The organism is Pantoea sp. MQR6, from assembly GCF_022761075.1.
Taxonomy (GTDB): domain Bacteria; phylum Pseudomonadota; class Gammaproteobacteria; order Enterobacterales; family Enterobacteriaceae; genus Pantoea; species Pantoea phytostimulans.
Genome location: NZ_JAKYXB010000001.1, coordinates 134,979 through 157,846, shown reverse-complemented (window position 1 = coordinate 157,846; position 22,868 = coordinate 134,979). Strand labels below are relative to the sequence as shown.

General features: G+C 51.9%; 20 protein-coding genes. 8 read left to right on the top strand and 12 right to left on the bottom strand.

The window, feature by feature from the left end; translation table 11 throughout:
• Positions 1-84 precede the first annotated feature (84 nt).
• Together ansP and MUG06_RS00690 are read right to left on the bottom strand one after the other, a co-directional pair.
• Complete coding sequence (ansP, locus tag MUG06_RS00695; RefSeq protein ID WP_243077431.1) at positions 85-1,590, bottom strand: L-asparagine permease; 1,506 nt, start codon at positions 1,588-1,590, stop codon at positions 85-87.
• A gap of 273 nt (positions 1,591-1,863) precedes the next feature.
• Complete coding sequence (locus tag MUG06_RS00690; protein ID WP_215845924.1) at positions 1,864-2,136, bottom strand: YdgH/BhsA/McbA-like domain containing protein; 273 nt, start codon at positions 2,134-2,136, stop codon at positions 1,864-1,866.
• A gap of 247 nt (positions 2,137-2,383) precedes the next feature.
• On the opposite strand from MUG06_RS00690, the gene narQ reads away from it, so the two are divergent.
• The 6 genes from narQ (at position 2,384) to MUG06_RS00660 (ending at position 10,382) form a co-directional block, all read left to right on the top strand.
• Positions 2,384-4,072, top strand: coding sequence for a nitrate/nitrite two-component system sensor histidine kinase NarQ (narQ, locus tag MUG06_RS00685; protein ID WP_243077430.1), 1,689 nt, complete (start codon positions 2,384-2,386; stop codon positions 4,070-4,072).
• Between the two features lie 68 nt (positions 4,073-4,140).
• The gene (locus MUG06_RS00680; RefSeq protein WP_215845921.1) at positions 4,141-4,761 is read left to right on the top strand and encodes a response regulator; all 621 of its coding nucleotides are present in this window, start codon (positions 4,141-4,143) and stop codon (positions 4,759-4,761) included.
• A gap of 184 nt (positions 4,762-4,945) precedes the next feature.
• Complete coding sequence (acrD, locus tag MUG06_RS00675) at positions 4,946-8,062, top strand: multidrug efflux RND transporter permease AcrD (protein ID WP_243077429.1); 3,117 nt, start codon at positions 4,946-4,948, stop codon at positions 8,060-8,062.
• Between the two features lie 613 nt (positions 8,063-8,675).
• The gene (locus tag MUG06_RS00670; protein ID WP_243077428.1) at positions 8,676-9,044 is read left to right on the top strand and encodes an ArsC family reductase; all 369 of its coding nucleotides are present in this window, start codon (positions 8,676-8,678) and stop codon (positions 9,042-9,044) included.
• A 1-nt stretch (position 9,045) separates the two neighbouring features.
• A complete protein-coding gene (dapE, locus tag MUG06_RS00665) occupies positions 9,046-10,173 on the top strand; it encodes a succinyl-diaminopimelate desuccinylase (RefSeq protein ID WP_243077427.1) in 1,128 nt (375 codons plus the stop codon).
• A gap of 23 nt (positions 10,174-10,196) precedes the next feature.
• Positions 10,197-10,382 carry a YpfN family protein gene (locus MUG06_RS00660; RefSeq protein WP_047715355.1) on the top strand — a complete coding sequence of 62 codons (186 nt, stop codon included), beginning with the start codon at positions 10,197-10,199 and terminating at the stop codon, positions 10,380-10,382.
• A 31-nt stretch (positions 10,383-10,413) separates the two neighbouring features.
• Here the strand turns inward: MUG06_RS00660 and ypfH are convergent, their stop codons facing one another.
• From ypfH to dapA, 6 genes are all read right to left on the bottom strand, one after another.
• On the bottom strand, positions 10,414-11,094 hold the full coding sequence (gene ypfH, locus MUG06_RS00655) for an esterase (protein ID WP_243077426.1): 681 nt from the start codon (positions 11,092-11,094) through the stop codon (positions 10,414-10,416).
• 73 nt (positions 11,095-11,167) lie between these two features.
• Positions 11,168-13,144 carry a GNAT family N-acetyltransferase gene (locus tag MUG06_RS00650; protein ID WP_243077425.1) on the bottom strand — a complete coding sequence of 659 codons (1,977 nt, stop codon included), beginning with the start codon at positions 13,142-13,144 and terminating at the stop codon, positions 11,168-11,170.
• The gene (locus MUG06_RS00645; protein WP_243077424.1) at positions 13,141-14,007 is read right to left on the bottom strand and encodes a neutral zinc metallopeptidase; all 867 of its coding nucleotides are present in this window, start codon (positions 14,005-14,007) and stop codon (positions 13,141-13,143) included. Before MUG06_RS00645 ends, MUG06_RS00650 begins: the two co-directional genes overlap by 4 nt.
• 130 nt (positions 14,008-14,137) lie before the next feature.
• Positions 14,138-14,851: a phosphoribosylaminoimidazolesuccinocarboxamide synthase gene (gene purC, locus MUG06_RS00640; RefSeq protein ID WP_215845909.1), complete on the bottom strand. Its 714-nt coding sequence runs from the start codon at positions 14,849-14,851 to the stop codon at positions 14,138-14,140.
• A 144-nt stretch (positions 14,852-14,995) separates the two neighbouring features.
• Positions 14,996-16,027 carry an outer membrane protein assembly factor BamC gene (gene bamC, locus MUG06_RS00635; protein WP_215845907.1) on the bottom strand — a complete coding sequence of 344 codons (1,032 nt, stop codon included), beginning with the start codon at positions 16,025-16,027 and terminating at the stop codon, positions 14,996-14,998.
• A gap of 14 nt (positions 16,028-16,041) precedes the next feature.
• Positions 16,042-16,920 carry a 4-hydroxy-tetrahydrodipicolinate synthase gene (gene dapA / locus MUG06_RS00630; RefSeq protein ID WP_215845905.1) on the bottom strand — a complete coding sequence of 293 codons (879 nt, stop codon included), beginning with the start codon at positions 16,918-16,920 and terminating at the stop codon, positions 16,042-16,044.
• A 143-nt stretch (positions 16,921-17,063) separates the two neighbouring features.
• On the opposite strand from dapA, the gene MUG06_RS00625 reads away from it, so the two are divergent.
• Together MUG06_RS00625 and bcp are read left to right on the top strand one after the other, a co-directional pair.
• The gene (locus tag MUG06_RS00625) at positions 17,064-17,645 is read left to right on the top strand and encodes a glycine cleavage system transcriptional repressor (protein WP_215845903.1); all 582 of its coding nucleotides are present in this window, start codon (positions 17,064-17,066) and stop codon (positions 17,643-17,645) included.
• A gap of 157 nt (positions 17,646-17,802) precedes the next feature.
• Positions 17,803-18,270 carry a thioredoxin-dependent thiol peroxidase gene (gene bcp, locus MUG06_RS00620; RefSeq protein WP_215845901.1) on the top strand — a complete coding sequence of 156 codons (468 nt, stop codon included), beginning with the start codon at positions 17,803-17,805 and terminating at the stop codon, positions 18,268-18,270.
• A 42-nt stretch (positions 18,271-18,312) separates the two neighbouring features.
• Here bcp and MUG06_RS00615 read toward each other — a convergent pair whose 3' ends face one another.
• The 4 genes from MUG06_RS00615 to MUG06_RS00600 form a co-directional block, all read right to left on the bottom strand.
• The gene (locus MUG06_RS00615) at positions 18,313-19,380 is read right to left on the bottom strand and encodes an AI-2E family transporter (protein WP_215845899.1); all 1,068 of its coding nucleotides are present in this window, start codon (positions 19,378-19,380) and stop codon (positions 18,313-18,315) included.
• A 66-nt stretch (positions 19,381-19,446) separates the two neighbouring features.
• Entirely contained in the window at positions 19,447-21,045 is a 1,599-nt protein-coding gene (locus MUG06_RS00610) for a sensor domain-containing diguanylate cyclase (protein WP_243077423.1), read from the bottom strand.
• Positions 21,046-21,319: 274 nt separating this feature from the next.
• Positions 21,320-21,928 (bottom strand): DsrE family protein, encoded by a 609-nt coding sequence (locus MUG06_RS00605; RefSeq protein ID WP_215845898.1) that lies wholly within the window; start codon positions 21,926-21,928, stop codon positions 21,320-21,322.
• A gap of 20 nt (positions 21,929-21,948) precedes the next feature.
• Entirely contained in the window at positions 21,949-22,554 is a 606-nt protein-coding gene (locus tag MUG06_RS00600; RefSeq protein WP_215845896.1) for a DsrE family protein, read from the bottom strand.
• Between the last annotated feature and the right edge of the window lie 314 nt (positions 22,555-22,868).

Below are 22,868 nucleotides of genomic sequence, written 5' to 3'. Positions count from 1 at the left end.
GTGGATCAAAGGAAGGGGAAGCAGTATGAGGCGAGATCAAAAAAGCCAGCCCGAAGGCTGGCTTTAACGGAGGATCAACGCAAATTAGTGCGAGGATTCATCGGCCAGTTTGCTGGGTTTAACATCATCATCATGGCTGTGCAGATGATCATGTTCGGTCTGAGCGATGGCATTAACGCGCTTGCGCACGCCAAACCAACCGAGCACCAGCACCACAGCAATCAACGGAATTGAGGCGATGGTGTAGGTACCGTTTGGATAATCGAATGCCATTAACACCAGGACGCTGAACAGGAACAGCAGCGTCAGCCACGAGGTAAACGGCGCGCCTGGCAGCTTAAAGCTAACATCATCCGCTTTGCCCTCTTTGATCGCTTTACGCAGGCGCAACTGACACACCACGATAAACGCCCAGGAAGAGATGATGCCCAGCGAAGCGATGTTCAGGACAATCTCAAACACCTGCGACGGCACATAATAGTTCAGCACCACGCCAATGATGTAAACGCCAATGGTGACCAAAATGCCGGCGTAAGGGACTTGCTGTCCACTCATCTTTGACATGAATTTCGGCGCCGAGCCGCCCATCGACATAGAGCGCAGAATACGGCCAGTTGAATAGAGGCCCGAGTTCAGACTCGACAGCGCGGCACTCAGCACGACGATATTCATGATGCTACCAATGTAAGGCATACCGAGTTTCGAGAAGAAAGTAACGAACGGGCTTTGACCCGCCTGATACGCATTCCACGGCAGTAATAACACCAGTAAAACAACCGAGCCAACGTAGAACAGGCCAATACGCCAAATCACGCTGTTGATCGCTTTAGGCAGCATGGTCTGTGGATCTTTACATTCGCCAGCGGCCGTTCCGACCAACTCGATAGAAGCGAAGGCAAAAACGACACCCTGAATCAAGACCAATGCAGGCAGCAAGCCGTGCGGGAACATACCGCCATTATCGGTGATCAAATGGAAGCCAGTGGTATTGCCATCCAACGGTTTGCCGGTGCCCAAAAACACCACGCCAACCACCAGAAAAACCACGATCGCCAGCACTTTGATCAGCGCAAACCAGAACTCCATTTCAGCGAACCATTTCACACCAATCATATTCATGGTGCCAACAATGGCCAGCGCGCCAAGGGCAAATACCCATTGCGGCACATCACCAAACGCGCCCCAATAATGCATATAAAGCGCCACGGCGGTGATGTCCACGATACCGGTCATTGCCCAGTTAACGAAGTACATCCAGCCAGCCACATATGACGCTTTCTCACCGAGGAATTCGCGTGCGTAAGAGACAAAACTGCCGCTGCTTGGACGGTGTAAAACCAGTTCGCCCAAAGCACGTAAGATAAAGAAAGAGAAGATACCGCAGACTAAGTAGATGATGGCTAACGCAGGGCCAGCCGCTTGTAAACGCGCACCAGCACCGAGAAACAAGCCGGTACCGATGGCACCACCAATCGCAATCATTTGAACGTGACGGTTGCCCATCGCTTTTTGGTAGCCGGTGTCATGAGAGTTCAGCCAGCGTCTTTTCGCAGCGCGCATCTCGGCTGCTGATTTTTTTGTAGATTTCATAGCTTTCCTGTTTGTCCTGACCATCAATCCACGGCAAACCAATCGTTTGCGTTAAACCGTGCGAAATGGGGTATTTTCCTCTGTGCGCCAGCCTGTGAGTGAGAAGAAAGCGGCGCGGGAATTTACGGCGATGAATCCTACCCGTTCTGCGTGAACGAAGCAAAATATACCGCTGGGATGCACAGGTTGAATTGTAAGAAGGGTTTTTAACGCACAAAAAAACCGGCCATTGGCGGGCCGGTAAAAGCTACAGGGATGGAAAGCGGATCGAGATTAACGATAAATTTCTGCGGTGCCGGTCCACAAGCTGGAATCGCCTGGATTATCAACACCTATAACACGGTAATGGCTTGCGCCCATCTCTTCGGCTTTTTGTGAAAGTTGTTCTGTGGCGTCATCCATAGAACCTCTTACACTGGAGACAGAAACGCTACCTAAACTTTGCATGCCTTGCGCCTGCTCTCGATCAATAGGCGCGGCCGCCAGGGCTGTAAATGAAGCAGAAGCCAGCAGGGCACCGGCCAGAACTGCAGTCAGTTTTTTCATGGGATGCTCCTAAGCAAGATGATTTCGGTTATTACGGTATGAATTATTAGCGCCATAATGAAAGCCAACATGGTCACACTGTAAACTTGTTTAATCTTTAACCACCACCAGGTTTTTAATCCTGGATACTGTCAGTTTAGGTTGTTTTTTGTACAACCTGTAACAGTCTGTCTGAATATTGCGGGGCGTTGCTTGGCGCGGTACGCCGACTCTTTTATAATCCCGCGCTCAAACCAGGGATATTAAGGTGATTGTGAAACGTTCTGTTACTCGCAGTATTGCCCAAGCGCTTACCGCTATCGTTCTGCTATCACTGTTGAGCACTGGCTTGGCCCTGATCACGCTTTCCAGCAGCCTGCGCGACGCGGAAGCCATCAATCTGGCCGGTTCTTTACGTATGCAGAGCTATCGTTTGGCGTGGGACGCCACGCGTGAACCGCAACAGCTCGCGCATCATTTAACTCTTTACCAGCAGACGCTGGACGCACCGGCATTACACAATCTTGATCGCCCTTGGGTACCGCAAGAAGTCATTAATCGCTATCACCGACTGCGCAGCGCCTGGCCGCAGCTGCAACAAAATCTGCAACAGGGTGATGCCAACCTCTACCAACAGCAGGTCGCAATTTACGTCAACGAAATTGATCGTTTCGTGCTGGGACTGCAGCATTACGCTGAAGTGAAGATGCATTTGGTCGCTGTCAGTAGTCTGGTGGGCTTGATCGCCATTGTGGCGCTGGCGTTGATGACGATTCGTTTTACCCGCCAGCAAGTGGTTGGCCCGTTGAACGCACTGGTTACTGCCAGTCGCTACATTGAGAGCGGTAATTTCGCTTTTCCTCCACTGAATGTCGTGCAGGAAAATGAACTCAAGGTGCTGTCGCAAACCTTTAGCGGCATGGCATCACGGTTGCAAACGCATTATCAGCTGCTGCAAAGCACGGTACGGACGAAAACAAGCGATCTAACCGAAGCTAATCGCACCCTTTCGCTGCTGTACAACAGCTCGCAAATGTTGACCGCCAGCCCGCTGCATCCCGCGCTATTTGAAAGTGTGCTAGCGAACGTGCTGGCGAATGAAAAGGTAGAGGCAATTCGGCTGGAAAGTGACAAGTTTTTGTTTTGCGCGGGTGTGAGTCGCAGCGAAAAAGCGTGGCAGCGCGTGCCATTGCAGCAGGACGAGCAGCAAATTGGCGAACTGCGCTGGCAAGCGTCTGATAGCGAACCACCTGAAGCGTTAATGCGCAGCCTGGCGGCCATGTTGGGGCGCGCCATCTGGATTTGGCAAACTCAAAAGCAATATCAACAAATGCTGCTGATTGAGGAGCGCGCCACTATTGCACGCGAACTGCATGATTCGCTGGCGCAGGGGCTTTCATTTTTACGTATCCAACTTACGCTGTTACGCCGCACCGTGGATAAATCTGATCATGCCGCACATACAATCATCGCAGACTTTGATCGTGCGCTAGCCGATGTTTATCGTCAGCTGCGAGAATTATTGGCGACCTTTCGTCTGACTATCGAACAAGCCGATTTAGTCGCAGCAATGCAGGCGATGATTTTACCGCTGCAAGAGCAGGTTGATACGCAAATCAGTTTTGATTATCAGCCGGGATTACAAAGCCTTGATGCACAGCAGCAGGTGCACGTGTTGCAGATTGCACGCGAAGCAGTCGTGAACGCCATTCGTCATGCTAACGCGAGCAAAATTGCGGTGGAGTATCAGCGAACCGACGAGGGTGAGCATCTGCTGACCATCACCGATGATGGCGTCGGCATTGCCAGCCTCGATGAACCGCCGGGACATTACGGCTTAACCACAATGGCAGAACGGGCTGCACGACTATCGGGCAGCTTAAGCATCAATGCGCAAGCGCAGGGAACACAGGTGGCGTTGCGCTTTTCGCCGCGTCCGCCTCATCCGCTTGAATAGCGAGATAAAAAGCGTAACCGCAAACAGACTGTTCAAGGCACGACAGCGCCTTTTTACCGGGAGTAAACATGCTGACCTTAATGATTGTGGATGATCATCCGCTCATGCGCCGTGGCATCCGCCAACTGCTGACGCTTGAGCCTCGGCTGGAAGTGGTAGCCGAAGCAAATAACGGCACCGAAGCGCTGGCCGAAGCGCGTCGCCTGACACCCGATGTCATCCTGCTCGACCTGAACATGAAAGGCATGTCGGGGCTGGATACCTTAAAAGCGCTGCGCCATGAAGGGATTTCATCACGTATTTTGGTGCTCACCGTTTCGGATGCCCGTAGCGATATTTACGCCATGGTGGATGCGGGTGCTGATGGTTATCTGCTGAAGGATAGCGATCCCGACATGTTGCTTAGTCAGATTATGCAGGCGGCGCAGGGGCAAAAAGTTTTCAGTGAAGCGGTTGAAAATTATCTCGCTACGCGTCAATACAGTGCCAATCCGTTTCGCCAGCTGACAGAACGTGAACTTGATGTGTTGCAGGAAGTGGCGCGCGGATTATCAAACAAAGAAATCGCTACCACCCTGCATATTTCTGAAGAAACAGTGAAAGTACATATCCGCAATATGCTGCGCAAACTTGATGTGCGCTCACGCGTTGCGGCTACTGTGATGTGGCTGGAGAGCAGAAATAATTAACCTACCGGGCTGTTTTACACTTTCTCCACAATTTCTCCACGATTTACCATAATGTCGCACGTAGAGTAGGTTACGGCAGGAAATCGTGGATGATAGCGTTTCCCTCCCCCCTGCTTCGCGTCCTTTTCATTAAGGAACCGTTTTTTATAATAATGACGATACGCTGCTAAGGAGTGTCGATTCGATGTCGAATTTTTTCATCGACCGTCCCATTTTTGCCTGGGTTCTGGCGATTTTGTTGTGTCTTTGTGGCACGTTGTCCATCATTTCACTTCCTATTGAGCAATACCCCGATCTGGCTCCTCCTAACGTTCGTATCACGGCTAACTATCCCGGCGCATCCGCAGAAACGCTGGAAAACACCGTGACGCAGGTGATTGAGCAAAACATGACAGGCATCGATAACCTGATGTACATGTCATCCAACAGCAGCAACACCGGCCAGGCACAAATCACGCTGACGTTTACCACCGGGACCGATCCTGATGAAGCCCGCCAGCAGGTGCAAAACCAGCTGCAATCTGCATTACGTAAGCTGCCGCAAGCCGTTCAATCGCAGGGCGTTACCGTCAATAAAACCGGTGACAGCAATATATTGATGGTCGCTTTCGTCTCAACCGATGGCAGCATGGACAAGCAGGATATTGCAGATTATGTCGCCAGTAACATTCAGGACCCGCTGAGTCGTATTGACGGTGTGGGTCAGGTAGATGCTTACGGCTCACAATATGCGATGCGCATTTGGCTTGATCCCAATAAATTAATTGCCTATTCCCTGACGACAGATGATGTTGTTAGCGCCATCGAATCGCAGAATGCCCAGGTTGCCGTGGGCCAGGTCGGCGGTTTACCGGCGGTGGATAAACAAGCCCTGAACGCCACGGTGAATGCGCAATCAATGCTGCAAACGCCCGCGCAATTCAAAGCGATCACGTTGAAGAATAATCCTGATGGTTCAGTCGTCACGCTGGGCGATGTTGCAAGCGTCGCGTTGGGCGCGGAGAAGTACGATTACCTCAGCCGTTACAACGGCCAACAAGCTTCTGGCCTGGGCGTTAAGCTCGCTTCCGGTGCCAATGAGATGAATACCGACAAGCTGGTGCGCGCGCGTATTGAAGAACTGTCGCACTATTTTCCTCATGGGCTTGAAGCCAAGATCGCTTATGAAACCACCCCGTTTGTCAAAGCCTCGATCACAGACGTAGTAAAAACGCTGCTTGAAGCGATCGTGCTGGTGTTCGCGGTGATGTACCTGTTTATGCAGAATTTTCGTGCCACCTTGATTCCCACCATCGCCGTGCCGGTGGTGCTGTTTGGCACATTCAGCGTGTTATACATCTGTGGGTTCAGTATCAACACATTAACCATGTTTGCCATGGTGCTGGCGATTGGTCTGTTGGTGGATGATGCCATCGTCGTCGTGGAAAACGTTGAGCGCATCATGAGCGAGGAAGGCTTATCGCCGCGGGCCGCCACGCGAAAATCGATGGGGCAAATACAGGGCGCGCTGGTCGGTATTGCTCTGGTGCTGTCGGCGGTGTTTGTGCCGATGGCTTTCTTTGGCGGCACCGTAGGCGCGATCTATCGTCAGTTCTCGATCACTATCGTGTCAGCGATGGTGCTGTCGGTTTTGGTGGCAATTATCCTCACACCGGCACTCTGTGCCACGTTACTGAAGCCAATAGCGCAAGGCGAAACCCATGAACGCCGTGGCTTCTTCGGCTGGTTCAATCGTCACTTCAACACCAATGCTGAGCGTTACGAACGTGGCGTGGCCCGCATCCTGATGAAAGGCGGCCGCTGGTTAGTGTTATACCTGGGCATTATTGGCGTGATGGCGTTTCTGTTTATTAAATTACCGACCTCGTTTTTACCGCTGGAAGATCGCGGCGTCTTCCTGACGCAGGTGCAATTACCCGCGGGTTCAACTTTGCAGCAAACCGCTAACGTGGTGGCCCAGGTTGAGAACTACTACATGACGCAAGAAAAAGAGAATGTGTTGTCGGTGTTTTCAACCATCGGTGCAGGTCCCGGCGGAAATGGTCAAAACGTTGCGCGTCTGTTTGTCCGTCTAAAAGATTGGGAAGCGCGTCCGGGCGCCGATCGCACCTCATTCGCTATCATTGAACGCGCCACTGCCGCATTCCAGAAAATCAAGGAAGGTCGCGTGATAGCCAGTAGCCCTCCAGCGATTACCGGTATGGGCAGCTCATCAGGCTTTGACATGCAGTTGCAAGATCATGCAGGTGCCGGACATAGCCAGTTAATGGCCATGCGCGATAAATTGCTGGAGATGGCGGGTAGCGACAAATTGCTTTCGCGCGTACGTCATAATGGTTTGGATGACAGCCCGCAGCTGCAAATTGATGTAGACGAGCGTAAAGCTCAGGCGCTGGGTGTTTCAATCGATACGATTAATGACACGCTGACCACCGCGTGGGGTTCAACCTATGTTAATGACTTCCTTGATCGCGGTCGCGTTAAGAAAGTCTATGTGCAGGCCGCACCTGAATTCCGCATGCTGCCCGGTGATATTAACAAATGGTATGTACGCAATAGCAGTGGGCGCATGGTGCCCTTCTCTGCTTTTGCCACCAGCCGCTGGGAAACCGGCTCACCGCGACTTGAACGCTACAACGGCTATTCCTCGCTGGAGATAGTCGGCGAAGCGGCTTCTGGCGTCAGCAGCGGTGCGGCAATGGACCAGATGGAAAAGCTGGTGAATGCGCTGCCGCTGGGCGTTGGCTTTCAGTGGACTGGCGCATCCTATCAGGAACGCTTGTCCGGTTCGCAAGCGCCAGCGCTGTATGCCATTTCTCTGTTGGTGGTGTTCTTGTGTCTGGCGGCGCTGTATGAAAGCTGGTCGATACCTTTCTCGGTCATGCTGGTGGTGCCGCTTGGTGTGGTGGGTGCGTTAATCGCGACCTGGATGCGCGGGTTGGAGAATGACGTTTACTTCCAGGTCGGATTATTAACTGTGATTGGCTTATCGGCCAAGAATGCCATTCTGATTATTGAGTTCGCTAATGAGATGAACAGCAAAGGCCGAGAGCTGATTGAAGCGACGCTGGAAGCCTCGCGGCAGCGCCTGCGTCCTATTTTGATGACCTCGCTGGCGTTTATTTTTGGCGTGCTGCCAATGGCAATCAGTTCAGGTGCGGGTTCCGGTAGTCAGCACGCGGTCGGCACAGGCGTGATGGGCGGGATGATCTCAGCCACAGTGCTAGCGATATTTTTTGTCCCGCTGTTTTTTGTTGTGGTGCGTCGCCGTTTTCCGGCGCGTGATAAACCGCATGATTAACGTCTGGCCAGCGTAAAGCGGCATCGTGAAGTAAATTCGAGACAGAGCTCAGCGAGCAAGATCAATGTGACCTGAGTTGTGTCATGAAAAAACAAAGGCAGCCATTATCATGGCTGCCTTTTTATGTGTGTAGTCAGAATTTCAGCAAGGGGGGAAATACCCTGCTTTTTTCATCACGTGTTACTTGTGGCGTAACATCGCTTCGATAAATTCTTTCCAGTTCCCCATTTCTGTATCAATCATAAAAACCTCTCTTATTGTGCTGATAATTTTACGCCTGTTTTTTCTTCAAGTGAATACGTTTACACCTGTTATCACTATCGGCAGAGGCGAATAAAAGCTTTACTTTGCTGGATATGATTGCTGACGCACATTTCAGCAACTTATTAAGGCGACAGGATTTATTTATTTTTAACCCAGCGGTAGCATAAATTTTGTACATGAGGAAATTCTTAGAATGATAATGATGAGGTAAGTAACAATTTAGGACGATATTGAAACCGCTTTCGCAGGGTTAGTTAAGCTTTGTTTTCCCTTCTCTAACAGAGGTCAGATGCCGCATAGGATCACACTATGTTAAACTCGCGCTTTACTTTTATGACAGGAATCAGCGATGACAGCGCATTGGACGATGTTTGGAATAAAAAATTGCGACACGATTAAAAAAGCCCGCCGCTTTTTAGAGGCTGCCAGCATCGACTATCGTTTTCATGATTACCGCGCAGATGGCCTGAACGATGAGCAGTTACAGCAGTTTATTGACACGCTGGGGTATCAAGATCTCCTGAACACGCGCGGCACGACCTGGCGTAAGTTACCGGAAGCCGAACGTGAAGCGATCACGGATGCTGATAGCGCCAAAGCGTTGATGCTGGCGCAACCCGCCATTATCAAGCGTCCATTGTTACGCGCGCCAGAGGGTTCGCTACTGCTCGGCTTTAACGAAACTACTTACCAGAACTTTATCCAGGAGAAGTCATAATATGTTTTGTCCGGTCATTGAGCTGACACAGCAGCTTATCCGTCGTCCTTCTCTCAGCCCAGATGATGCCGGATGTCAGGCGCTGCTGATTGCGCGCCTGGAAGCGATTGGTTTTCATATCGAAACCATGAACATTGATGACACCCTGAACTTTTGGGCGACGCGTGGACAAGGCGAAACGCTGGCGTTTGCCGGCCACACCGATATCGTTCCGCCGGGTGATGCGAACCGTTGGATTAATCCTCCTTTTGAACCGACTATTCGTGACGGCATGCTGTTTGGACGCGGCGCAGCAGACATGAAAGGCTCGCTGGCCGCAATGGTGGTGGCGGCTGAACGTTTCGTCGCCGCGCATCCGCAGCATAAAGGGCGTCTGGCGTTTCTGATTACTTCCGATGAAGAAGCCAGCGCGGCCAACGGCACGGTGAAAGTAGTTGAACGCTTGATGGCACGTAACGAACGCCTGGATTATTGTCTGGTTGGCGAGCCGTCCAGCACTGAAGTCGTGGGTGATGTGGTTAAAAATGGTCGTCGCGGTTCGATTACCGCCAACCTCACCGTTCACGGTGTTCAAGGCCATGTGGCGTATCCGCACCTGGCGGATAACCCGGTACACCGTGCCCTGCCTGCACTCGCTGAACTGACGGCCGTGGAATGGGATAGCGGTAACGAATTTTTCCCGCCAACCAGCATGCAGATTGCCAATGTGCAGGCCGGAACCGGCAGTAACAATGTGATCCCTGGCGAGCTGTTTGTGCAGTTTAACTTCCGCTTCAGCACAGAATCGACCGATGTGACGATTCGCCAGCGCGTCGCCGAACTGCTGGATCGCCATCAGCTGCGTTACACCATTGAGTGGAAATTATCAGGCCAACCGTTTCTGACCTCACGCGGCAAACTGGTCGATGCCGTGGTCAACGCAATAGCGCACTATAATGAGATTAAGCCGCAACTGTTAACCACCGGTGGAACCTCGGATGGTCGTTTCATCGCCCGCATGGGCGCGCAGGTGGTTGAGCTGGGCCCGGTAAATGCCACAATTCATAAAATTAACGAGTGCGTGAAGGCGTCCGACCTACAAATGTTGAGCCGAATGTACCAGCGCATCATGGAACAATTGATCGCCTGATCGCGATCGTAAGGAGTGGGGAAATGGAGTTTATTAAAGATTACTGGTGGATCTTAGTGATCCTGCTGATGGTCGGCGTGCTGATGAACGTCTATAAAGATCTGAAGCGCATTGATCATAAGAAATTTATGGATAACAAACCGGACCTGCCGCCGCATCGTGATTTCAACGATAAATGGGACGACGACGACTGGCCCAAGAAAAAGTGATTCAACAGCCCTCGCCAACGCGAGGGCTGTTTCACATCATCATGATGACATCATCATCACCCGGTTTCGCCCCACTTAACGCTTCATCAAAATAGCGCTTCGGTACGGTATAACGCAGATGATTTAATGCCAGCTGCATACTGCGATCGTCAATGGCATGCGCCAAATCCTCCACAATATCCAGAGTGACATCGCCACCCAACGCGGTCAGGGACTGCGCCGCTTTTTCGGCATGTTGCACTGGAATGACGTCGTCATCTTCTCCATGAATCAAATGAATCGTGGTGCGGGTGCTGGCCTTTTCCGGCAGGCTCGTAAAACGCCCACTGAAGATAACCGCGCGCCCCGCTAAATCGGTATGGGCTTTCACGCCTTCCAGCACCATGCTGCCGCCCTGCGAAAAACCGATCAGCGCCGTTGCTTCCGCGCGTACGCCGCTTTCCTGCTGCCAATGACGAACCGTATCCACAAATTGCGGCAGTGCGGCATTCACTCGCTGCTGCTCGCTTTGATCGTGGGTTGGCGCTTCAGCGAACCATTGACGACTCAAGCCTGGCGAACCTACCGATACGACCAAGGCTTCCGGGAACGTTCGGGCAAACCAGTTGCCGATTTCACCCATCGCATCAGGATTGTCGCCAACGCCGTGATAAAGCAAAAAGAGTTGTGCAGCCTTAACCGGCTGCTGAACGATAACGTATTGCAATGCCATATTGACCTCCTTCATTTACTTTACGCCGCGGCGCAGTAAATGATATTGGGAATATTTGAACGAGTCTGTGGAATTATTGCCATTGCTGACGCAGAGCCTCCGCGCTTTTTGCATCCAGCGCGACAAGCGCATCGGCTGCCTGTTGGCGTAACGCCGAGACGATCGCTTTGCGTCCGCTTAATCCAGCTTGCTTTGCCAGTGCGCTTAGCGCATCAGGCGTCTCAACGGCAGCCCGAAGCAGTGAAACCGGCTGATCCGTCGCGCTGATTAAACGCTGCAATACCGGCAAACTGGCTTCGAAGGGACGCAGCGCCCATGCAAAACCGGCGACCAGCGGTAAATCTTGAGCAGTAAACCATTGCTTTACGGGCACCAACGCGAGTTTGATATTGATATGGCGCTGTAAAACGGGCCAGTCGCGCGCAAGCTGCAACGCTGCAGCATCTTGCAAATTTTGCCCCGCGGGTGTGATGGCACGAATCGCCATCGCCGCATAGCAGCCGCTACTGGCCTCGCGCTGGCTACCGATACGCACCAAGGTAAAACCGCAGGCGCGCCAAAAAGCCCAGAGAGATTCAGTGTAGCCGAAGCTGACCGAAAGGTAATCACAGCCCAGTTCGGCAGCGCGCGCTGCCTCGACCAAGGCCAGCCCGATCTTTTGACGGCGACATTCTGCCGCGACGGCGATACGGCTAATGCGTAATGAATGCAGCGTGGCAGCCTCGACAAATCCGCTGTGTGCAGCCAATGATTGTGCGATCAGGTTGCCGCGTGGTCGCCGTCGCCCCGCCCAAACAGCGCGCGCAAGATCGACAGATAAACCGCCCTCCTCCACCAGCCATAATGCGCCGGTTAAACCTGGCGCGTCACCGGCTAGCCACAAATGCATGCCGGGAGCATCAAGCAGTCGCCGTAAATCTACTGGCGAAGTGCGATAATGCGCGCTGGTCAGCAAGCGGTAAGCCGTCTCAAGCAGCGTTTGGTTTTCGGGCCAGCTCGCCATGTTGAGCCGTTGAATGGATGCATCACGGTTTACTGGCGCCGGTAACGCATCTTCAAACATCAGCGCCTGATTAAGCCATTTTTCGAGCGGATCGGCACGCGACCAGCGCAACGGCTCATCCAGCGTGAAATAGGTAACGTGCGCCAGTTCGGCACAAAATTTCAGTATAAAACCCCGACCTGTGCCTTCGTAGCCTTGCACCGTGGTCGTCAGCAATACCCGCGGAAAACGCGCCAGCAGCGCATGCAGCAGCGGCGCAGGAATAGCAGCGGCCTCATCGACAATCAGCCAGTCAGCGTCTGGCGTTGTCGCCTGTTCGAGAATGGCGTCAGGTGCCATGAAGTGGTAATGCTCGCCGGCAAAACGCGCCAGCACCTCGGTGGACGCTTTTGCCGGCGCGGTGATTAAACAGCGGGTATTTTGCTGTGCCAGCATGCCTGCTAAGGCAGATTTACCGCGTCCGCGCGCTGCAGTGATAACCGCGACGCCACTGGATTGATTAATAAGCTGCGCGAGAATAGCTTGCTGTTGCTGCGGTGCCTGACATTGCCAGTTGGCTAGCATCGGCAAGGGGGTAATCTGCAGGTTCTGTTCTTGACGATGCAGTACAATATGCTCGTTTACGTCAATAAGCTGCTGCAGGCGATGAATGAAATTTGGCGTCGCAATCGGTTCTGCTACATCGCCCCAGCGCACGCTGTCATTGTCAGTGTGCCCGGGCCAATCGCGCCAGGCGGGCGCCAGCAGTAACAGCCAGCTTCCTGCTTTCAGCGTACCGACGAGGGCAGCAAAGGCTTCAGCATGAAATCCCTGACGGGCATCAAACACAGCGTGAAGAAATTCGCGGCCCAGCAAGGTACGTAGTGCGCCGGGCGCGCAGTGTAGCGTGGAAAACAGCGGCGACGCGCTGATACACAGCCAGTCACCGGTTAATCTGTTGAGCCAGTTTTGTGCCGTAGATAAACACCAATCCGCTTCGCCGCTGATAACGCAAAGCCGCCGAATGCCTGCTTGCTGCATCTGGCGGCTGATTTCCTCAAGCGTCATTTATTGTTCGCGAACGTATTACACTGGCCGGGATTGCCGCTGTCATAGCCATTTTTAAACCAGGTGTAACGTTGCTGCGACGTACCGTGCGTAAAGCTGTCTGGCACCACGCGGCCTTGGCTTTGCTGCTGTAAACGATCGTCGCCAATCGCTTCGGCTGCATTCAACGCTTCTTGCAGATCGCCCACTTCGAGGATTCTTTCCTGCTCCATGTAATGACCCCAAACACCGGCAAAACAGTCAGCCTGCAGTTCCATTTTCACTGACAGCTGATTAACCTGCGCCTGACTGGCATTTTGCTGCATTTCGCGCACTTTGGGTTCAATGCCAAGCAGTTTCTGCACATGGTGGCCGACTTCGTGCGCAATGACATACCCTTGCGCAAAGTCACCGCCCGCGCCGAGTTTGCTTTTCATCTCATCGTAGAAAGAGAGATCGATATAAACCGTTTGATCAGCGGGGCAATAAAAGGGGCCCATCACGGATTGGCCCGTGCCGCAGCCGGTACGGGTAGCACCGCGATACATCACCAGTTTAGGCGGTGCATATTGCTTGTTCATCTGCTTGAACAGCTTGCCCCACGTGTCTTCTGTGGTCGCCAGGATCACTGAAGTAAATTTTGCCGCCTCATCCTGATTGCTGTTGATGCTGCGCTGCTGTTGCTGACTGGATGGCGTAACTTGCTCACCCGTTAACAACGCTGTCAGGTCATAACCATAATATCCTGCCACTGCGACCACAATCAGCAGCACGATACCGCCTTTGCCGCGCGGGATTCGAATTTGGCGTCCTGTTCCATAACCCGACGACTGATTACGTCGATCTTCTACATTGTCACTTTCGCGACGCCCTTGCCAGCGCATGCTTCACTCCATTTCGCGTTTTGCTTAGATGGCATGATTTTAGTTGCACGCCGGAGCAATCACCAGCTTTGCTGCAAAATGAAAAAGAGGAGCCGAAGCGCCTCTTTTTACCGCATCAGATCAACGTCACTCAGTCGAGTTTCACGCCCAGACGCTGTGCAACCGCTTCATAGGCTTCAATCACACCGCCAAGGCTCTGACGGAAACGGTCTTTGTCCATTTTATCCAGGGTCTCTTTGTCCCACAGACGCGCGCCGTCTGGCGAGAACTCATCGCCCAGCGTCACTTCGCCGTTGAACAGACCGAACTCCAGTTTGAAGTCGACCAGAATCAGGCCAGCATCATCAAACAGTTTGCTCAGGACGTCGTTGGCTTTGAAGGTCAGTTCCTGCATGCGAGCCAGATTCTCTTTGCTCACCCAGCCAAAGGTTTCGCAGTAAGATTCATTGACCATTGGGTCGTGCTTGGCGTCATCCTTAAGGAAAAGATCGAACAGTGGCGGATTGAGTACCATGCCCTCTTCCACGCCCAGACGCTTAACCAGTGAACCTGCCGCACGGTTACGCACTACGCACTCAACCGGCACCATTTCCAGCTTTTTCACCAGCGCTTCGTTGTCAGAAAGCAGCGCTTCCATCTGGGTAGGAATGCCCGCTTCCTGCAGCTTGGTCATAATAAAATGGTTAAATTTGTTGTTTACCATTCCTTTACGATCGAACTGCTCGATTCGAGCCCCGTCACCTGCTGACGTATCGTTGCGGAATTCGAGTATCAGCAGATCCGGATTGTCGGTGCTGTATACGGTTTTCGCTTTACCGCGATACAACTCAGCTCGCTTTTGCATTTTGTTAACTCCAAACATGAAATAACCGGTGTTCAACGGCTTGAGCCGCTGCGGCGATTGCGCCTACGCAATCGTTTACTTCGCCGCGCGCTATTATGCCAAAAACAAAATAAAAAGGCCGGAGAATCTCCGGCCTAAAGCAATTTATTTGTTTAGCGCGCCTTGGAACACCGCGACCAACGCATCGTTTTGCGACTGGGTTAGCACGTGCCCTTTTGGATCGATAAACTGCAGGCTGCTGCGGTTGTCGAGATCGCCGACCTGCACTTTGTAATCACCGTTTGGCAGTTCAGGATCTTTGGCACCTACTTCATCCCACGTACTGCTGCCCGGCGCTTTGTAAGTCACGTTCAAGCTGCCTTGTGAGCGATTGCTGTCGGTGACCTCCATGCCGACGCGTTTCATCGCATCTGGCAGACGCTGCCAGGCTACGTTGAATGGCGTGCGCAGAACCAGCATGGGTAAACCGGTGTCATCGGCGCCGCTTTGCACATCGATGGCACCATTGACACGACCTGCGGCAGCATTGGCACTGGCGGTGTCAATTTTGTCCAACCCGGTGCTGATGTCATTTAACATCTGCGCGGTATAACGCTGGACTTGTACTGGCGAAGTGATGGTTTTGCCGTTCTGCTGCAGTTCGAGCAGACGCACGGTCAACACTTGCTGATAGCTTTGTGACTGAACGCTGATCTGGTAACGGCCACGATATTGTTCGTCTTCGTCGGCACGATTCCACTGTACCCAATCAGTGCTCAGCTCCTGACCCGCATCGTTACGTGAGGCAATCGGGAATTTGTAAGACTGCACCACGTTAACCACTTGCGGCCAGACCGAGCCACGGCTGTTTTCAATCATTAATGCGCCGGTATTGCTGCTGAACTGGGCACGCGTGCCGTTCATCAACGCCAAAGGCTGTGCCGGTGGACGAATATCAAGCTGTTTGCCAACAGCCGCATTGCTGGTCGTGCGTGGAACGTCGTAGTCACCACGCTGAACCGGCAAAATCATCCCGGCTGGCGCTTTAAGTTCGTGCAATTCGCTGGCCTGCAGATAGGATTCATCCCCACTGACCTGACGCTTATAACGCTGATCGCTCGAACATGCCGACAACAGCATCAGGGTGGAAAGCCCCACCACTGTGGCAACTGTTGACCGCTTAACTGAGTAATTCATTCATTCTCCCTAAATTATCGCAAACCCGCTTTAACCAGCGCCTGCTCCACCTTCGGCTGGCCTGCTGCTGTCAGTGGCGTCATCGGCAGACGCAGCGTGTCGTTAGCGATTAATCCCAGCTGTTTTGCAGCCCATTTCACCGCAATCGGATTGGGTTCACAGAAAAGCGTCTGATGCAGGTGCATCAGACGTTGATTCAAATGGCGTGCTTCAGCAAAGTTGCCTTGCTGCGCCAGGGTGCAAAGTTCAACCATTTCACGCGCAGCGATGTTCGCCGTCACGGAAATAACGCCTTTGCCGCCCAGTTGCATGAAGTCCAGTGCAGACGCATCGTCACCGCTGACCAGGATGAATTCATCATCAACCAGCTCTTGGATCTGACTAACACGCGATAAGTTCCCGGTCGCCTCTTTGATTCCGATAATATTTTTAATTTCAGCGAGGCGCGCCACGGTTTCCGGCAGCATGTCGCAGCCCGTTCGCGCAGGGACGTTATACAACATCTGCGGCAGGCTGGTGCTTTCGGCGATAGCTTTAAAGTGTTGATACAACCCTTCCTGCGTAGGACGGTTGTAATAAGGCGTGACGGTCAGGCAACCGACAACACCGGAATTTTCGAAGCGTTTGGTGAGAGAGATACCTTCTGCGGTGGCATTTGCCCCGGTTCCGGCAATCACCGGGATACGTCCATCAGCCAGGTCAAGCGTCTGCAGAACCACATCTCCATGTTCGTCATGACTTAACGTGGCGGATTCACCGGTGGTGCCTACAGAAACAATCGCCGCAGTTCCGCTGGCGACATGATAATCAATCAGTTTTTTCAGACTCGCACGGCAGACATTACCTTTGTCATCCATCGGCGTGATGAGTGCAACAATACTTCCCGTAAACATTGGCGATCCCCTCGACAAACAAGTGCTTCATGGTACGTTTTACGCTTAGTGAAAAGCAAGCAAGCCACGCCATTCCGGCGCTTGTCAGCAGTTTTTTTTATGTTTACCTTATAGTTATTAGCGAATGCATAGGAAAACCCATTTTGCCGCAATCTCAGCCCCACCATTTGGTCATCACTGCGTTGGGTGTTGACCGCCCGGGAATCGTCAATACGATTACCCGCCATGTCAGCAGCTGCGGTTGCAACATCGAAGACAGCCGTCTTGCCATGCTTGGGGATGAATTCACTTTTATCATGCTGCTTTCGGGCAGTTGGAACGCCATCACGCTGATTGAATCGACTCTGCCGCTTAAAGGCGCGGAGCTGGAATTGCTGATTGTGATGAAACGCACGAATGCAAAGGTGCGTCCGCCGATGCCGGATACTGCGCTGGTACAGGTTGAAGTGCCCGACTCGCCACATATCATCGAGCGCTTTACCGATTTGATCGATAAACACCAGATGAATATTGCTGAATTGGTTTCGCGCATTACACCCGCTCAACACAATCAGCCGCCAACGCTCTATATTCAAATGACTGCCCACAGCCCAACGCGAACCGAAGGTGCGCCATTTGAACAGGCGTTTAACGCGCTTTGTCAGGAGCTGAATGCCCAAGGCACGCTGCGACTTTACAGTATGTCGGATGTAGAAAGTGTCGAGCAGGTGACGTCCACGCGCTAAGCTGTGCACGTGCTAAACCGGAGCTATTTCTCCGCATTGCTGTCGCTTAGCGGCCTAAAGCTATGTGGTGAAATACCCCCTGATGGTAATTTCCATTTGGCAGTTTCTCGTCAGATGGTGTATTACCCACAGCATGATTAAAAAATGGAGAGATGTGATGAATCCACTGAAAGCCGGTGATACTGCACCGAAATTTAGCTTGTCCGATCAGGACGGCGAACAAGTAAATTTGACCGACTTCCAGGGACAGCGCGTTCTGGTCTACTTCTACCCGAAGGCAATGACGCCAGGTTGTACCGTTCAGGCCTGCGGTCTGCGCGACAACATGGATAAGTTGAAAATGGCGGGTGTGGAAGTGTTGGGTATCAGCACCGACAAACCGGAAAAGCTGTCACGCTTTATCGAGAAAGAGTTGCTGAACTTCACTCTGCTCTCTGATGAAGATCACCAGGTAAGTGAGCAATTTGGCATTTGGGGTGAGAAAACCTTCATGGGCAAAACCTATGATGGTATTCATCGCATCAGCTTTCTGGTTGATGCGAATGGCAAAATCGAAAAAGTGTTCGACGACTTCAAAACGTCAAATCACCACGACATCGTACTGGATTACATTCAGTCTGCCTGATGTACTGCGGGCGCGGCGATCATCGCTGCCGCGCCCCGTTTCTTACCGTTTATGCTCCTCCAGTAAATCATCGGGCCAGGCATGCACCACCGCCTTCACTAACGTCGCGAGTGGGATAGCAAAAAACACGCCCCAGAAACCCCACATTCCACCGAAAATCACTACCGAAAGAATAATCACCAGCGGATGCAGATTAACCGCCTCCGAGAACAGAACTGGCACCAAAATATTGCCATCCAGCGCCTGAATCACTAAGTAAACAATGAACATGGTCCAGAAATCGCTGCCGAGTCCCCACTGAAACAGCCCCACGCCAATCACCGGAATGGTCACTAACATTGCGCCGATATAGGGAATTAATACTGATATTCCCACCAATACCGCCAGCAACAAGGCGTAATTGAGGCCGAGAAACAAAAATGCCAGCCAGCTGACAATACCCACCACCACCATTTCCAGCACTTTGCCGCGAATATAATTGGTAATCTGCTGGTTCATCTCTTGCCACACCACACCGGCTAAACCGCGATTACGTGGCAGCACGCGTCGCACCGCATTCAGCATCTGATCTTTGTCTTTCAACAGGAAAAACACCATCAGCGGCACCAGCACCAAATAAATCATCAGCGTCATCAAGCCAACCAATGAGGCTAGGGAATACTTGACCAGCGAATCGCCAACGCCGCTTAAGCGGCTACGCAAATTCTCTACGATCAGATCGATAATGCCTGCGTCCACCAGTGCAGGAAAACGCTTCGGCAAGCCCGCCGCAAACACATAAAGTTTGTTGAGCATATTGGGCAGATCACGCGTCAGGTTGATGCCCTGTTGCCAAGCGACCGGGGCAACAATCAAGACCAGCACCAGCAAGATACCGGCAAACAGTACCAGCACAATCGTCGTGGCCCAGCTGCGAGTGCAGCCAACACGTTGTAAACGCGCGGTTGGCCACTCCAGCAAGTAAGCCAACACCAGCGCGACCAGCAGTGGCGCGAGTAATCCGCTGAGAAAGAAAAGGATGCAGAAACCGGCCAGCAGGATCACCAACAGGGCAATAGCCTGCGGATCGCTGAAACGGCGTTTGTACCATTGAATCAATAAAGCCAGCATACCTTTCTATCCATGACGTCATAAAGGACGACGATTGTACCGGATATTACTGGCCTGAAAAGGTGCTTAGTGCGGCGTCTGGCTTAACAGCGATACGCTTTTTCCTGATACGCATACACAGTTACGGCCCGCTTGTTTTGCCTGATAGAGCGCAGCATCGGCTTGCTTAAGCGTGACCTCAAGCGCAACGTCCTCCCCGCACCACGCCGCTACGCCAATGGAAAGGGTAATGTTACCCACTTCTTCTATCCAGGCATTGGCTATGCTTTTACGCACGCGTTCTGCCATGACGCTGGCTTCATCGGCGGCGCTGCCGGGCAGTAGCATCAAAAATTCTTCGCCGCCGTTGCGGCACACTACATCCGTTTGCCGGGCGCTGGCAGTTAATGTGCGGGCGACCTGTTGTATCACGTTGTCGCCAACATCGTGACCCCACGTATCGTTAACCCGTTTGAAATGATCGATATCCAATGCCAGCACCGCAAAAGGTTGGCGCATCGTTTGGTAATAATCTAATACCGCATTGAGTCCGCGGCGATTAAACAGTTGGGTAAGGGGATCGGTTTGCGCTTCCGAGTTAAGCCGCCCGATCTTCTCCTGCACCAGGCCAATGCCGGTTAACAGTGCGCGTTTTACCTGCGCCGCTTCAAAATACCAGGCGCGAATAACGCTGATTTCTGTGGATACGCTTTGCGCATCCATCTTGCTGGCTTTGCGAGCAAGCTGCCACAGCGGCAGCGCAATCAGCCGCGCCAATATTACCGCCACCAGCAGCGTTAACAGCGCAAAGGGTACGGAATGCTTGAGCACCTTCATTAATAAGCCGGAAAGCGGTTCCAATGTGACATCCATTGGTTTGAACGTCACAACCATCCAACCGGTGGTGGGCACAATGGCATATCCCGCTAACCGCGTTTTTTCGTCACGGCTGGAAATCTGCAGCGAGCCGTTGGGTTTCTCTTCTCGTTCGTGCTCGCTAATAATGGCTGGTAGCACTTTGCCAATCAGCTGGCTGTTCTGGTGATAAAGCACCTGATTATTGCTGTCGATGACATAAACGCTGGAGCCATCGCGATAAAATTGCTGGCCCAACAGCGCGTTCAGAATGCTTTTCTTTTTGAGATAAATGGTGCCGCCAATATAGCCAAGATAGCGCCCTTCCCCATCCCATATCGGCCAGGAGACAAAAACGATCAGATTGTTGGCGGCTGAAAGGGTCGGTTTACTGATAACAGGCTGGCGCACAGCCAGCGCTTCTTTTGAGGCATCGCTGGTGAGATGCATACCTTTCAACGTTAGCGATTCGGGAGAGATCGCTTTAACAATGCCATTTGCGTCTACCACCGCCACCGAGTTGAAGCTGCTGGTTTGCTCACGCAGCCGGTCGACCTCAGTTGTGAGCAATTTAACATCCTCGAAATCATTGCCGAGCAGTTTCGCACTGTAATGCAGCTGTGACTGCGCCAGTTGGAAAAAGATTTCAGTCGTCGACGCCAGCTTTGCCGCATAAGCGCGATTCGCCTCCAGCGTGCTGTCGATCAACACCATACGCTGCACGCGCCACGTGGCGTACATGGCATTGGTCAAAGTCACCACAATGCTGGCGATAACCAATACCGCGATCAGCGTGCGCAGGTCCGTTTTTGGACGTAGTCGCATTAGCATGGCGTTGCCGCCACAGTGAAATCATTCATTATTGGTCTGCCCGACTCTGTTATTTTTGTTAGTGTTTACAGCGTGCCCTGGTCATTTACGGTGTCAGTGTACACCTTGAAACCCAATAAGAGCACGTCTAAGCCGGACGACGCAGCCCGAAAGCAAGGATTTTACTGGTGCTAATTGCCTGAAGCTCTTTTAGGGCAAAACGTCAGAAGCGGGAAAATAAGGCGAGGAAAGCGTGAAAGGATGACAGCGGCAGTGACGCCGCTGTAGAGGAAAATTACAACATCAAGAAAGCGTAACCACTGTTTTGCAGGGTCGCAACGGTAGTACCGCTGGAAATTGTATGCGTCACCATGGGGTCAATCCAGTCGCGCTGATAATTGTGGAAAGCCACAGATTGATCGCAAATTGATACCTGAACACCGGCTTTTTTCAGTTCGCTGATCAGTTTGAGGTTTGGGTTATCTACGCCGTAGGTTTTGCGGAATTGATCATTGCTCAACGCCGCAGGAACCGCATCGCTGTTGATTGAGACGACAAATTTCAGTTGATCGAGCGGCACGCCCGCTGCGTAATAAAGATTGGTGACGCGCGCTACGCGCTCCAGACCGAGGTTAGGCTGACGAATATCGCCTTCGCTGCGGTTGATCTGGAAAACAATTTTATTACTCAGGCCATCTACTGACCCAGGTTTAAAAGCTGGCGTGTCAACATAATGTATTTTTCCAAACCCCTCAATTGCCGGTGTGCTCCAAAAATCGGCAGGCTCAGATTTATTATCTGCAAATTTCCCGCTGACCTTATCCACTAATTCCGGTAATTGTAAAACATTGCCACCAATAAATCCGGCTACCGCTGCCACCACAATATACGCTGCTGGACGCATCGCTTACTCTCCTGTTTACTTTACATTTGTAGCCATGCATAACCCTGATTTTGCAGAGTCGACACCGTGGTTGGGCTGGAAAGTGCATGGACGACTGATTTATCAATCCAGTCATTAGGGTAATGGTGGAATGCCACCGATTGATCACAGACGGAAACCTTCACGCCAACTTTATTAAGTTCATTGATCAGTTTGATATTCGGATTATCAATGCCGTAAAACTGTTTGAAATGCGCGTTATCCAACATGGCAGGCGTTGCGTCGCCCGTTACTGATACCACAAACTTCAACTGGTCCGCGGGCACACCCGAGGCGATATAAAGATTAACGACGCGTGCGACGCGCTCCAGACCTAAATTAGGGTCGGTCATTGCGCCATCGCTACGCGTAATTTGGAATACGATTTTATTACTCAATCCTGCGACCGGTTTAAAGGCTGCATCCGCTTCGTAATGTATTTTACCGTAACCTTCTACCGCTGGCGTACTCCAGAAACCTTCAGGGTCGCTGGGTTGTGCCGTGAAATGCCGCATGACCTTTTCATAAATTACGCCACTTTGCGTAACGCCCGCGCCAATAGCACCACCAATAATGGCAATCAGCGCGTAAGATACAGCTGAACGCATAGATATCCTCTCATGCAAATAACGCGTTGCAGATTCATTTTTTGAATAGGGCTTATCTATATCACAGCACAATGAAAGTGAGCGCCCTCACGAAATGCGCAAAATCAAATTATAGTTTCCACTAAATATTATTATCAGCGACAATTAAACAAAATCCTGGATGGTACATCAACCCTTGCTTGTCTTATTCATGGCCCTTAATTTGCCACGCAAGCAAAGATAAACTGAGCATCAATTAGCTTTTATACTACCAATTATTATTCCTGATAATTTTAAAAGTTGACGTTCACGATAAAAAACAGCAATACAACCTC

Coding starts and splice junctions, on each gene's coding strand:
- ansP (WP_243077431.1), bottom strand. CDS start 1,590: ATGAAATCTACAAAAAAATCAGCAGCCGAGATGCGCGCTGCGAAAAGA.
- MUG06_RS00690 (WP_215845924.1), bottom strand. CDS start 2,136: ATGAAAAAACTGACTGCAGTTCTGGCCGGTGCCCTGCTGGCTTCTGCT.
- MUG06_RS00680 (WP_215845921.1), top strand. CDS start 4,141: ATGCTGACCTTAATGATTGTGGATGATCATCCGCTCATGCGCCGTGGC.
- acrD (WP_243077429.1), top strand. CDS start 4,946: ATGTCGAATTTTTTCATCGACCGTCCCATTTTTGCCTGGGTTCTGGCG.
- MUG06_RS00670 (WP_243077428.1), top strand. CDS start 8,676: ATGACAGCGCATTGGACGATGTTTGGAATAAAAAATTGCGACACGATT.
- dapE (WP_243077427.1), top strand. CDS start 9,046: ATGTTTTGTCCGGTCATTGAGCTGACACAGCAGCTTATCCGTCGTCCT.
- MUG06_RS00660 (WP_047715355.1), top strand. CDS start 10,197: ATGGAGTTTATTAAAGATTACTGGTGGATCTTAGTGATCCTGCTGATG.
- ypfH (WP_243077426.1), bottom strand. CDS start 11,094: ATGGCATTGCAATACGTTATCGTTCAGCAGCCGGTTAAGGCTGCACAA.
- MUG06_RS00650 (WP_243077425.1), bottom strand. CDS start 13,144: ATGACGCTTGAGGAAATCAGCCGCCAGATGCAGCAAGCAGGCATTCGG.
- MUG06_RS00645 (WP_243077424.1), bottom strand. CDS start 14,007: ATGCGCTGGCAAGGGCGTCGCGAAAGTGACAATGTAGAAGATCGACGT.
- purC (WP_215845909.1), bottom strand. CDS start 14,851: ATGCAAAAGCGAGCTGAGTTGTATCGCGGTAAAGCGAAAACCGTATAC.
- bamC (WP_215845907.1), bottom strand. CDS start 16,027: ATGAATTACTCAGTTAAGCGGTCAACAGTTGCCACAGTGGTGGGGCTT.
- dapA (WP_215845905.1), bottom strand. CDS start 16,920: ATGTTTACGGGAAGTATTGTTGCACTCATCACGCCGATGGATGACAAA.
- bcp (WP_215845901.1), top strand. CDS start 17,803: ATGAATCCACTGAAAGCCGGTGATACTGCACCGAAATTTAGCTTGTCC.
- MUG06_RS00615 (WP_215845899.1), bottom strand. CDS start 19,380: ATGCTGGCTTTATTGATTCAATGGTACAAACGCCGTTTCAGCGATCCG.
- MUG06_RS00610 (WP_243077423.1), bottom strand. CDS start 21,045: ATGCTAATGCGACTACGTCCAAAAACGGACCTGCGCACGCTGATCGCG.
- MUG06_RS00605 (WP_215845898.1), bottom strand. CDS start 21,928: ATGCGTCCAGCAGCGTATATTGTGGTGGCAGCGGTAGCCGGATTTATT.
- MUG06_RS00600 (WP_215845896.1), bottom strand. CDS start 22,554: ATGCGTTCAGCTGTATCTTACGCGCTGATTGCCATTATTGGTGGTGCT.